This window comes from Ramlibacter sp. (assembly GCF_035655895.1).
Taxonomy (GTDB): Bacteria; Pseudomonadota; Gammaproteobacteria; order Burkholderiales; family Burkholderiaceae_C; genus Ramlibacter.
Genome location: NZ_DASRTN010000015.1, coordinates 23,062 through 35,042, shown reverse-complemented (window position 1 = coordinate 35,042; position 11,981 = coordinate 23,062). Strand labels below are relative to the sequence as shown.

The 11,981-nt window shown below is 69.4% G+C and carries 11 protein-coding genes and 1 rRNA gene; 10 read left to right on the top strand and 2 right to left on the bottom strand.

All coding sequences use genetic code 11. The features are described 5' to 3' along the window. Positions 1-85: ribosomal RNA gene (rrf, locus tag VFE82_RS20050) — 5S ribosomal RNA — on the top strand; the annotation flags it as partial. Between the two features lie 268 nt (positions 86-353). Here the strand turns inward: rrf and VFE82_RS19440 are convergent. Then, on the bottom strand, positions 354-2,039 hold the full coding sequence (locus tag VFE82_RS19440; protein WP_325002002.1) for an AMP-binding protein: 1,686 nt from the start codon (positions 2,037-2,039) through the stop codon (positions 354-356). A 456-nt stretch (positions 2,040-2,495) separates the two neighbouring features. Here VFE82_RS19440 and VFE82_RS19435 point away from each other — a divergent pair, with 456 nt between their 5' ends. The 5 genes from VFE82_RS19435 to VFE82_RS19415 all read left to right on the top strand — a co-directional run bounded on the left by VFE82_RS19435 (position 2,496) and on the right by VFE82_RS19415 (position 6,949). Further along, positions 2,496-2,957 (top strand): hypothetical protein, encoded by a 462-nt coding sequence (locus VFE82_RS19435; RefSeq protein ID WP_325002001.1) that lies wholly within the window; start codon positions 2,496-2,498, stop codon positions 2,955-2,957. 4 nt (positions 2,958-2,961) lie between these two features. Next, the gene (locus VFE82_RS19430) at positions 2,962-4,554 is read left to right on the top strand and encodes a GMC family oxidoreductase (RefSeq protein WP_325002000.1); all 1,593 of its coding nucleotides are present in this window, start codon (positions 2,962-2,964) and stop codon (positions 4,552-4,554) included. Further along, entirely contained in the window at positions 4,554-5,459 is a 906-nt protein-coding gene (locus VFE82_RS19425) for an esterase/lipase family protein (protein ID WP_325001999.1), read from the top strand. The genes VFE82_RS19430 and VFE82_RS19425 overlap by 1 nt, the downstream gene beginning before the upstream one ends. A gap of 115 nt (positions 5,460-5,574) precedes the next feature. After that, positions 5,575-6,234, top strand: coding sequence for a helix-turn-helix transcriptional regulator (locus VFE82_RS19420; protein WP_325001998.1), 660 nt, complete (start codon positions 5,575-5,577; stop codon positions 6,232-6,234). A gap of 64 nt (positions 6,235-6,298) precedes the next feature. Beyond that, positions 6,299-6,949, top strand: a complete 651-nt coding sequence (locus VFE82_RS19415) for a Crp/Fnr family transcriptional regulator (RefSeq protein WP_325001997.1) — start codon at positions 6,299-6,301, stop codon at positions 6,947-6,949. Positions 6,950-6,999: 50 nt separating this feature from the next. On the opposite strand, the gene hppD is transcribed toward VFE82_RS19415, so the two are convergent. Next, a complete protein-coding gene (hppD, locus tag VFE82_RS19410; RefSeq protein ID WP_325001996.1) occupies positions 7,000-8,142 on the bottom strand; it encodes a 4-hydroxyphenylpyruvate dioxygenase in 1,143 nt (380 codons plus the stop codon). Positions 8,143-8,241: 99 nt separating this feature from the next. Between hppD and VFE82_RS19405 the strand changes: the two genes are divergently transcribed. The 4 genes from VFE82_RS19405 (at position 8,242) to lnt (ending at position 11,980) form a co-directional block, all read left to right on the top strand. After that, entirely contained in the window at positions 8,242-8,724 is a 483-nt protein-coding gene (locus tag VFE82_RS19405; protein ID WP_325001995.1) for an Lrp/AsnC family transcriptional regulator, read from the top strand. A gap of 90 nt (positions 8,725-8,814) precedes the next feature. After that, complete coding sequence (locus VFE82_RS19400) at positions 8,815-9,465, top strand: GNAT family N-acetyltransferase (protein ID WP_325001994.1); 651 nt, start codon at positions 8,815-8,817, stop codon at positions 9,463-9,465. 95 nt (positions 9,466-9,560) lie between these two features. Then, entirely contained in the window at positions 9,561-10,445 is an 885-nt protein-coding gene (locus tag VFE82_RS19395) for an HlyC/CorC family transporter (protein WP_325001993.1), read from the top strand. Further along, positions 10,442-11,980 carry an apolipoprotein N-acyltransferase gene (lnt, locus tag VFE82_RS19390; RefSeq protein WP_325001992.1) on the top strand — a complete coding sequence of 513 codons (1,539 nt, stop codon included), beginning with the start codon at positions 10,442-10,444 and terminating at the stop codon, positions 11,978-11,980. Before VFE82_RS19395 ends, lnt begins: the two co-directional genes overlap by 4 nt. Position 11,981: the final 1 nt, after the last annotated feature.

Below are 11,981 nucleotides of genomic sequence, written 5' to 3'. Positions count from 1 at the left end.
TCCTTCCCATCCCGAACAGGACAGTGAAACGCCTCTGCGCCGATGATAGTGCGGATTCCCGTGTGAAAGTAGGACATCGTCAGGCTCTTACAGCCCCAAAACCCCCAGCACCCACCAGTGCCTGGGGGTTTTGCCTTTGGGTGCATTGAAATGCCTGGCCGCAGTTTCTAAGTGCTCGAGGCGAGGTCTGGAGCGGGCATGTGGCGTGTGCGTGCTCCATGCGAATGGAAATGCAGACGCAAGCTGCGGAAGGCTGGCACGTGCGTGTGGGCCACGATGACCGCAAAGGGGATCAGCATGCCGCAACGCTACGAAAACGAGGGGCGTCCACGGACGCCACTTGCAACCATTGCCTATTTCGCCCCTCGCAGCTCGCGCCGCAGGATCTTGCCCACGTTCGTCTTGGGCAGATCATCGCGGAACTCGATGTACTTCGGAATCTTGTAGCCGGTCAGTTGCTGGCGGCAGTACTGCGCGACGTCCTCCTCCGTGAGGATCGGGTCGTTCTTCACGACGAACACCTTGATCGCCTCACCCTGCTTCTCGTCTGGCACGCCGACTGCGGCGCATTCGACCACGCCCGGGCACAGGGAGATGACGTTCTCCAGCTCGTTCGGGAAGACGTTGAAGCCGCTGACGAGGATCATGTCCTTCTTCCGATCGACGATCCGGGTGTAGCCGCGGTCGTCCATGATCCCGATATCGCCGGTGCGCATGAAGCCGTCGGCGGTGAAGGCCTTGCCGGTCTCCTCGGGCTGGTTGTAGTACCCAGTCATCACATTGGGGCCCTTGATGCAGATCTCGCCGGGCTGGCCCAGCGGCAGACCGCGACCCTCGTCGTCCTTGATGGCGACGTCGATGCCCGGCAGCGGCAATCCGATGGTGCCGGAGAACTCCGTCGATGTGACCGGGTTGTTGGTGCCGATGGCGCAGGTCTCGCTCATCCCCCACCCTTCCACCATCGCGCAACCGGTGGCCCGCTTCCAGGCGCGCGCCGTGCCCTCCGAGGCGGCCATCCCGCCGGCCTGCGTCACCGCCAACTGGGAGAAGTCGACGGACTTGAACTGCGGGTGCTGCAGCAGCGCATTGAACAGCGTGTTCACGGCCGGCAGCAGATGGAACGGGCGCCGCTTGAGCACTTCGATGAACTTGCCGATGTCGCGCGGATTCGGCACCAGCGTGAGGTGACCGCCCCAGCGGATGGTCAGGAGGCAGAGCGTGAGGGCGAAGATGTGGTACAGCGGCAGCGCGGCGATGCTGTTCGACCGGCTGACGTCACCCACCTTCTTCAACGCCGGCGTGAACCAGGCCTCCGCCTGCAGGATGGCTGCCACGATGTTGCGGTGCGTGAGCACTGCGCCCTTGGACAGGCCGGTCGTGCCGCCCGTGTACTGGAGGAAGGCGACCGAGTCCAGTGTCTGCGGGGTTGCCTTCAGGGGCCTGCTCTTGCCCGCGGCCAGGGCCTGCGGGAACGTGGTGACACGGCGGCCGTCGGCCAGGGGAAGCTTGAAGGCCGGCACCATCTTCGCGACGTGGCGCACCGCGAACGTGATCCATCGGCCGTACCAGGCGCCGAGAAGGTCGCCCATCGCCGCCAGCACGACGTGCCGGACGGGCGTGCGTTCGATCACCTCCTCCAGCGTGTGCGCGAAATTCTCGAGGATCACGATCGCGCTTGCCCCGGCGTCGTGGAGCTGGTGCTCGAGCTCACGGGCCGTGTACAGCGGGTTGACGTTCACGCACGTGTAGCCCGCGCGCAGCACCGCTGCCATGGTGACGGCGAACTGCGGGATGTTGGGCAGCATGATCGCCACACGCGCACCTGGCTCCAGGCCTTGTGCCTGAAGCCAGGCCCCCAGCGCAGCCGACAGCTCGTCGAGCTCGCGGTACGACATCCACTGCTCCATGCACACCGAGAACGGACGCGAGGCATTCCTGCGGAACGACTCTTCCAGCAACTGCGTCAGCGACCGGTACTGCTCGGGGTCGACCTCGTGCGGAACACCATCCGGGTAACTGCGCAGCCAGAACTTGTCCATCCAGAACTCCTTTGCGCGCGATTGTCATCAGCGCGGCCGAGACGGCTACCGGACTTGTCCTAGGATGCGGGCGAGCTCCGTCCCCGAGGCGACAACGCCATCGTCGAAGAGCCCAACGCGTGGACAGGACCGGCGGCGTGTCGCGCCGCCAGCAGGTGCGCCGCGGGCGTCGCCGCATGGCCTCGCCGGCGGCGTCGCCCGGTTCCCAGCAGCCGCTTCAGCGCGCGAGGCGTGCGCGTCCGCGCGCATCCGCAGCATGGTGCGCACGCCGGGTTCCCCGGAAGCTCGCCGACGCGGCTGATCGGCGCCCTGGGCCGATGCCTGGATGCGGCACTGGCGACCATGACCCTGGCAGGTGGCCCACGGGGTCGGCCCGATGTCCGGGCCGACGCGCCGTGCCATAGTGATCCGATGCACAGAAGAAGCTGGCTGAAGTTGGGCGTCGCAGGTGCTGTCGTGCTGGCTGTCGGAGGCGGCGCGCTCGCGTGGATCGAGCCCGGATGGCGGGCGGGCCGCTTCACCGCGGCCGGTCAGCTGGTCATCGACCGCCTCGCGCGCGCCTTCCTGGACGGCAGCCTGCCCGACGAACCGCAGCGGCAAGCAATCGCACTCGAGGGCGCAGTGGAGCGCACCCAGGCACTCGTGCAGGCGCTGCCGACCCACGCGCAAGACGAATTGTCCCGGTTGCTCGCGCTGCTCGCCACGCCGCTCGGGCGTCGCGTGGTTGCCGGCCTCGAACCCGAGTGGCAGCGCGCCGACGTGCGGGCGCTGCAACGCGCGCTGCAGTCGATGCGGACCTCCCGGCTGCCGCTGCGCCGGCAGGTCTACCAGGCGCTCCACGACATGATCGGCGCGTCGTACTTCTCCGGCGACGATGCCTGGCCGCTGCTGGGCTACCCCGGCCCGACGCCGGTCTGAGCACATGCGCATCCAAGACCCCATCCGTGAAGGACTGGCCCGCGGCTGGAAGGTCGCCGGCGGCGGCCATGGCGCGGTGCCGCCCACGCTGCAATGCGACGTGGCGATCGTCGGCTCCGGCGCTGGTGCGGGGGTCACCGCCGAGATCCTCACCAAGGCCGGTCTGCAGGTCGTGCTGGTGGAGGAGGGGCCGCTGCGCAGCAGCAGTGACTTCCACCAGCGCGAGTCGCAGGCCTACCCGGCCCTGTACCAGGAGAGTGCCGCGCGCAAGACGCGCGACAAGGCGATCACCATCCTCCAGGGCCGCTGCGTCGGCGGCTCGACGACGGTGAACTGGACGAGCTCGTTCAGGACCCCCGAACCCACCCTGGCGCATTGGCGCGCGCAGTTCGGCCTGGACGATTTCGGCAGCGCCGACCTGGCGCCGTACTTCGAGCAGGCCGAGCGCCGCCTGTCCATCGGACCCTGGCTGATGCCGCCCAACGAGAACAACGACCTGCTGCGCCGCGGCGCCAGCAACCTGGGCATTGCCTCGGCGGCGATCGCGCGCAATGTCCAGGGCTGCTGGAACCTGGGCTCGTGCGGCATGGGCTGCCCCACCAATGCCAAGCAGTCGATGCTGGTCACCACCTTGCCGTGGGCCCTCGATCACGGGGCGACGCTGCTCGTGGAAACGCTCGCCGAGCGGTTTGAGTTCGCCAATGGCCGGGTCACGTCCCTGCAGTGCGCCGGAACGGCCGGCGGGGGCCGCGTGACGATCCGTGCGCGGCACTACGTGCTCGCGGGCGGTGCGATCAACTCGCCGGCCGTCCTGCTGCGCTCCCAGGCACCCGATCCGCATGGCCGGCTCGGCCGGCGGACCTTCCTGCATCCCGTGGTGATGTCCGCGGCCATCCTCGGCCACAAGGTGGAAGGCTGGCAGGGCGCGCCCCAGTCCATCTACAGCGACCACTTCCTCGACACGCAGCCGCCGGACGGACCGATCGGCTACAAGCTGGAGGCGCCGCCGCTGCATCCCGTCATCTTCGCCTCCACCGTGCCGGGCCACGGACGCTCCCAGGCCGACCTGCTGCGACAGTTCCCCCACACCCACGTCCTGCTGGCCTTGTTGCGGGACGGCTTCCACCCGGCGTCGACCGGCGGCCGGGTCGGGCTGCGCCCGGACGGCAGCCCCGAACTGGACTACCCGCTCAACGACTTCATCCTCGACGGTGCCCGCCGCGCGTTCCTGAGCATGGCGCAGATCCAGTTCGCGGCCGGCGCGCGCCAGGTGCTGCCGGTCCACGAGCTGGCCCAGCCCTATGCCAGCTGGCCGCAGGCCCGAGCCGCTGTGCAAAGCCTCCCGATGGAGCCCCTGCTGGCCAAGGTGGTCAGCGCGCACGTGATGGGCGGCTGCGGCATGGCCGGCCGCGAAGCGCTCGGCGTGGTGCAACCGGACGGCACCCATTGGCAGATCGCCAACCTGTCGGTGCACGACGGCTCGGTCTTTCCCACCAGCATCGGTGCGAATCCGCAGCTGTCGGTCTACGGCATCGCCAACCGGCTGGCGCAAGGCCTGGCCCGGCGTCTCGGCGGACGCCCGGCCGTGCTCGCGTGATGCCGCGCACGTCGCGCCTGGCCCGCCTGCAGCAGGCACTCGTGCTGGGCCTGCTGGCCGTGGCGCTCGCTTGGGGCTGGGCGTGGTGGCCCGCCCGGCCCGCGCTGGCGGTTGCCGGCGCGGTGCTGGCGCTGTTCGCGCATTCCCCACTGCTCGCGATCGAGCTGTTGCTGATGCGCTGGGCCAGCCGGCACGATCCGGCCCCCCGGTCATCCGTCCACCAGATGCTGGCGGCCTGGTGGCACGAAACGTGGGCAGACGTGCGCGTGTTCGGCTGGCGGCAGCCGTTCGCGTGGCAGCGGTGCCCGGACCAGCCGGACACAGCTGGCGCCCATGCGCGCCGCGGGATCGTCTTCATCCATGGCTTCGTGTGCAACCGAGGCTTCTGGCGGCCCTGGCTGGAGCGGGCGGCAGCTCGCGGGCATCCCTTCATCGCCGTCAACCTCGAGCCGGTGTTCGGCTCGATCGACGACTATGCCGAGACCATCGAGCAGGCGGTGGCGCGGCTCGCCACCACGACCCGCCAGCCGCCGGTCCTGGTGTGCCACAGCATGGGTGGCCTGGCAGCGCGCGCCTGGCTGCGCCGGCACGACGGCGCGCGACGGGTCGCCAAGGTGGTGACCATCGGCACGCCCCATCGCGGCACCTGGCTGGCCCGCTTCAGCCGGGTCGCGAACGGGCGTCAGATGCGCATCGGCGGCGAATGGCTGCGAGAGCTCGAGCGCACCTCGGTGGCCGCCGCCGGGCTGTTCACCTGCTGGTACTCCAACTGCGACAACGTCGTCTTTCCCCCGGGCGTGGCGACGCTGGACGGAGCCGACAACCGCCTGGTGCCAGGCGCGGCACACGTCGAACTGGCTTTCCGGGACGAAGTGATCGAGCGCACCTTCGCGTTGCTCGACTGACCCCGATCGCCCGCCGCGCGCTGTGATCTCCTTCACAACTTCGGGCCGCCATATTCACTTTCTCTGGTCGCGCGACCTTCCTACTCTTGCTGCTCAACAACACCAGGGAGAAGACATGGAAGATCAAGCAACCCCCGTGGGCGCGGCCGCGCCGGCGCAGCGGACCGAGCAGCGCTGGCTGCAGGGCCCGGCGCTCGACCTCGTGCTCGACGAGATGGCCTATGGGGTGGCCGTCGCCGGCCAGCACGGCGAGCTGCTGCACGCCAACCAGGCCGCCCGGCACGAGCTGGCCGGACGCCGCGCCCTGTCGCTCTCCCAGGGCCGGCTGCAGGCGCAGTCGCCGGCCGACACCCGGATCCTGCACGAGGCCCTGGTCAAGGCCTGCTCTGGACGCCGCAGCCTGATCGGACTCGCCGCGGGCCAGGGCAGCCGCCTCACGCTCGCCGTCGTGCCCGTCGGGCGTGCACCGGGTGTCCAGCCGGTGCACGCGGCCCTCCTGTTCGCCCGGGCCTCGGTGTGCGAATCGCTGATGCTGTGCTTCTTCGCGCGCAGCCACGCGCTGACATCGGCCGAGGAGAACGTGCTGGGCATCCTGTGCCAGGGGTACTCGGCCCCACAGGCGGCGCGACGCCTGAACGTCGCGGTGTCCACGGTCCGCAGCCACGTCCGCAGCCTGTGCGCCAAGACGCGTTCCAGCGGCGTGCGCGAACTGGTCAGCCGGGTGGCCATGCTGCCGCCTGTTGCTCCTGCGTTGTTGGGAGAGCCGGTGCACTGATTCCCGTTGGCGAGGACCGGGTGCTCTGCTAGAGTGGTTCTCGGGGAGGGGAGCCATCATGCCGATGTCCGATGCGGCGGCGCAAGACCGTCTGTTCGACAGGCTGTCACCTGTGGTGTGCGCGCTGGCGCGCCGCGGAATGGTGCGCAGCTATCGCAAAAACACGGTGATCGTCCAAGAGGGTGACGCGGGCGATTCCACCTTCGTGCTGCTCCAGGGCGAGGTGCGCCTGTTCGCCAACAACCCTGAAGGCCACGAGATCACCTTTCACACCGTGCAGGCCGGCGACTACTTCGCCGAGATGTCCCTGGACGGCGGACCGCGAACCGCCTCCGTGGTCACCCTGGAGCCCTGCGTCTGCTCGGTGGTGGGGCGCGGCGAGTTGCGCGAGCACCTCGCCGCCCGTCCCGAGTTCGCCCTCGAGTTCGTCGCCCACGTCATCCGCCGCGCGCGGGAAGCGACGCGGACTGCCCGGGAACTCGCCCTGCTGGACGTCTACGGGCGGGTCGTGAGCGCGCTGGAGGGGCAGCGAGGCCCCGCCACGGCCGATGCGCCGATCACGCTGGCGCCGATCACCCACCAGGTGCTGGCCAGCCGGGTCGGCGCGTCGCGCGAGATGGTCAGCCGACTGCTCAAGGATCTGGAGCGCGGCGGCTACGTGTCGCTCGGGGTCAAGCAGATCACGCTGCGCCGCAAGTTGCCCTTGCGGTGGTGACCCAGCCCGGCCGCGCCGGACCAGCGACACAGGGAGGGCGCTAGCCGCCGTCAGCCCGGCTGGCCCGGCAGCACGCCGCGCCGCATCTGGTCCAGCTCCATGGTCTCGAACAGCGCCTTGAAGTTGCCCTCGCCGAAGCCTTCGTTGCCCTTGCGCTGGATGAACTCGAAAAAGATCGGGCCGAGCTGGTTCTCGCTGAAGATCTGCAGCAGCAGCTCGCCCGGCTTGCCATCCACCAGGATGTTGCGCTGCTGCAGTCCGCCGATGTCCTCCTGCAGGTTCGGAATGCGCTTGGGCAGCAACTCGTAGTAGGTCTCGCTCGTCGACAGCAGCTTCACCCCCGCGAACTGCAGCGCGTCCACGGTCCCGTACAGGTCGGTCGATCCGAGCGCGATGTGCTGGATGCCTTCGCCGTGGTACATGTCCAGGTACTCCTGGATCTGCCCGGCCTTGTCGTTGCCTTCCTCGTTGATCGGGATGCGGATCTTTCCGCACGGGCTGGTCATCGCCTTGCTCTTCACCCCGGTCGCCTGCCCCTCGATGTCGAAATAGCGCACCTCGCGGAAGTTGAAGAGGCGCTCGTAGAACTCCGACCACTCGCTCATGCGGCCGCGGTGGACGTTGTGCGTCAGGTGATCGATGTAGGTCAGCCCGAAACCGGCCGGGTCGAGCGCCTCCTGGGCGTCCAGGCCCGGAAGCGGTTCGAAGTCGACGTCGTAGAAGCCGATGTCGCCGATGTCGCCGGGCTTGGCGCCGTTCTTGCCGCGCCACCGGTCCACCAGGTAGATCAGGCTGTCGCCGATGCCCTTGATGGCCGGAATGTTCAGCTCACCGGGCCCCGCCTGCCCGGCGTAGCCCCAGGCGCCCAGCGAGACGGCACGCTCGTATGCGGCCTTGGCATCCTGCACGCGAAACGCAATGGCGCAGATGCTGGGCCCATGCAGCCGCGCGAACCGCTGCGCGAAGGAGTCGGGCTCGGCGTTGACGATGAAGTTGATGCCACCCTGGCGGTACAGCACCACGTCCTTGTGGCGATGCCGTGCGATCGCGCGGAACCCCATGCGCTCGAACAGCTCGCCCATCGCCTTCGGGTCGGGCGCGGCGTACTCGATGAACTCGAAGCCGTCGGTGCCCATGGGGTTCTCCCAGGCGGTGAAGGCTTGCGTGGAAGGGGTGGGCAGGGCAGCGTTCATGGTGTCTCCGGATCGAAGCCTGCACTGTAGGGGGAGCGGTGCTCAGTTTTTTGCCGGAGACGGGCTCAAAACCGCCAAGCCTCTCAATAAAATTGCGCCATGCCCGAAACGGCCGCACTCGACAAGCTCGACAAAGCCATCCTGCGCTCGCTGCAGCAGAACGGCCGCGAGACCTACGACGTGGTCGGCGAGCAGGTCGGCCTGTCGCCGAGCGCGGTGCTCCGGCGCGTCAAGCGCCTGGAGGAAGCCGGCATCATCGACCGCTACGTGGCCCTGGTGCGGCCGGAAGCCGTGGGCCTGGGCCTCACCGCCTACATCAACGTGCGCCTGGAAAAGCACACCGAGCACCACAAGCGCAACCCGATGGACCTCTTCCGCGCGAGCGTCCAGACCTGGCCCGAGGTGGTCGAGTGCGTGGCGCTCACGGGCGAGATGGACTTCCTGCTGCGGGTGGTGGTGGAGGACATGGCGCACTACAGCCGCTTCATCATGGACACGTTGCTCAAGCACCCCAGCGTGCAGGACTGCAAGACCAGCTTCGTGCTGGACCGTGTCAAAGCCACCACGGCGATGCCGCTGTAGCCGTGGCGCTGTGCCAACAATTGCCCGGCAGGTGGCGCCGCGGTCGCAGCGGGCGCTGTCATTCCGGGTGGAAGCCCTTAAATTGGACTCATGAGCCCCGCCCGCGACACCCCACCCGTGATGGTTCCCATCCGCTCGCTGGGGCCCGGGCACCGCGGGCGCATCCTGGCGCACCTGCTGGCGCTCGAGCCGGACGACCGCTACCTGCGGTTCGGCTACACCGCCACCGACGAGCAGATCGCCCGCTACGTCGCTGACCTCGATTTCGAGCACGACGAGATCTTCGGCATCTACAACCGCAAGCTCGAACTCATCGCGATGGCGCACCTGGCGTTCTCGCGGGACCCGAACGCCAGCCGCTGCGCCGAGTTCGGCGTGTCGGTGCTCGGCAAGGCACGCGGCCGCGGCTACGGCAGCCGCCTGTTCGAGCGCGCCTCGATCCACGCGCGCAACGAGGGGGTCGACCTGCTGTTCATCCACGCCTTGAGCGAGAACACGGCGATGCTCAAGATCGCGCGCAATGCAGGCGCCAAGCTCGAGCGTTTCGGCTCGGAGACCGAAGCCCACCTGCGGCTGCCCCCGGCGACGCTGGACACGCGGATGAGCGAACTGGTGGTCGAGCAGTTCGCCCTGACCGACTACCGGCTCAAGCAGCAGGCCAAGAGCTTCTGGGCGTTCCTGGCGGGCGTGCAGGAGACCCGGCAGGGCGTGCGCGCGGCACGCCGCAAGGCCGCCAGCTGAGCATCGCGGCGGGCGGGTTGGGCGGCGCGGAACCGCCACGCGATTCCGCTATCCTAAGGGTCCCCCAACCACCGCACGTCCTGCATCCCAAGGCTGTGTCCGACCCTCACCCTGCGCGGTCTCCCGAGAAGGAGGACCGGCGCACGTTCCTGCAGAAGGTCGCCGAGTTCATCCATCCCGGCCCCGACTCGCGCGACGAGCTGATCGAAACCCTGGCCGACGCCGAAGAGAACGACATCATCGGCGCCGAGTCGCGCGTGATGCTCGAGGGCGTCATCCGCATGGCCGACCTGACCGCCGGCGATGTCATGGTCGCCGCGCCGCGGATGGACGTGATCAACATCGACTCGCCGTACGACGAGATCCTGCACCTGGTCATCGACACCGCGCACTCGCGCTTTCCGGTGTACGAGGGCGAGCGCGAGAACATCATCGGCATCCTGCTCGCGAAGGACCTGCTCAAGCTGCAGCGCGCGCCGGAGCTGAACATCCGTGCGCTGCTGCGCCCTGCGGTGTTCGTTCCCGAGAGCAAGGGCCTGAACGACCTGCTGCGCGAGTTCCGCGGCAACCGCAACCACCTGGCCGTCGTGATCGACGAGTTCGGCCGCATCGCCGGCCTGATCACCATCGAGGACGTGCTCGAGCAGATCGTCGGCGACATCGAGGACGAGTTCGACATCGCCGAGGAAGAGGGCGACATCTTCGCCCTGGCCGACCGCACCTGGCGGGTGAGCGGCGACACCGCCGTGGAGCGGGTCAACGAGGCCTTCGGCGTGACCCTTGCGCCGACCGAGGCCGGCGACGGCGACCGTCGCATCGAGACCATCGGCGGGCTCATCGCCCACGAGATGGGCCACGTGCCCAAGCGCGGCGAACACCACCACATGGCGGGGCTGAACTTCGTGGTGCTGCACACCAAGGGCGGCGCGGTGCGCTGGTTCAAGGTGGCGCCGGCGCCCAGCGACGACAACACCGGGTGACGCCCCGCATCGCCCGCCTGCTGCCGGCACTCCTGATCGCGGTCGCCGGCGGGCTGGCACACGCCGCGTCGCTGGCCTGGCCGGGCTCGGGCCGCCCGCTGTGGTGGCTGCAGCTGGGGTCCCTGACCGTCCTGGCCTGCCTGCTGCAAAGGGCGGGCAGCTGGCGGCAGGCCGCGCTGCTGGGATGGGCCTTCGCCATCACCTGGCTGACCGGCACCTTCTGGTGGCTGTTCGTCTCGATGCACACCTATGGCGGCCTGCCGGCGCCGCTTGCCGTGCTGGCGGTGCTCGGGCTGGCCGCCTTCCTGGGCGCGTACTACGCCTTCGCGGCCGGCCTGTGGCGCTGGCTGGCGCCCATGCTGGACTTCGCCGCGCCGGTCGCCTTCGCTGCGCTCTGGCTGCTGGCCGAACTGCTGCGCGGACGTTGGTTCACCGGCTTCCCCTGGGGGGCGGGCGGCTACGCGCATGTGGAGGGCCCCTTCGCGCCGCTCGCGCCGCTGGTGGGCGTGTACGGGATCGGCTTCGTCGTGGCCCTGCTGGCGGGGGCCGTCGGGTCGGCGGCGGCGCTGGTGCGCCCGGCCCGGGCCGAGGTGGCGAGCGCGGTGCTGGCCATCGCCGTGATGGCCGGCGCACACGCCTGGATGCCCGCCGGGCGCAACCAGGGCCCGCCGCTGGGCGTGACCCTGCTGCAGGGCAACATCCCGCAGGACGAGAAGTTCGAGGACCGCACCGGCGTCCCGCTGGCGCTGGCGTGGTATGCCGAGCAGTTGCAGGCCAGCCGCACCAGCCTGGTGGTGGCGCCCGAGACGGCCATCCCGCTGCTGCCCGGCCAGTTGCCCGACGGCTACCTCGAGCGGCTGGCGGCGCCGTTCCAGCGCGGGCAGCAGGCGGCGCTGCTGGGGATCCCGCTGGGCGGCTTCCAGGAGGGCTACACCAACTCGGTCATCGGCCTGCGGCCGGGCGCCGCCGTGTACCGCTTCGACAAGCACCATCTCGTGCCCTTCGGCGAGTTCATCCCGCCGCTGTTCCGCTGGTTCACGGACCTGATGAACATTCCACTGGGGGACTTCAACCGCGGCGCGATCGGCCAGCCGTCCTTCGCCTGGCAGGGCCAGCGGCTGGCCCCGAACGTCTGCTACGAGGACCTGTTCGCCGAGGAACTGGCGGCGCGCTTCGCCGACCCGGCGCAGGCGCCCACGGTGTTCGTCAACGTCAGCAACATCGGCTGGTTCGGCAACACCGTGGCGATCGACCAGCACCTGCAGATCAGCCGGATGCGGGCGCTGGAGTTCGATCGTCCCGTGGTCCGCGCCACCAACACCGGCGCCACCGCCATCGTCGACCACCGCGGCCGGGTCACCCACGCACTGCCGCGCTACACCCGCGGCGCCCTGGTGGGCGAGGTCCAGGGCCGCAGCGGCACGACCCCGGTCGCCTGGTGGCTGTCGCGGCTCGGCCTGTGGCCGCTGTGGGCCATCGGGCTTGCTCCTGTTTTGGGAGCGCTCTGGAGGCTTCGCCGACGCCTGCGCCCGTAAA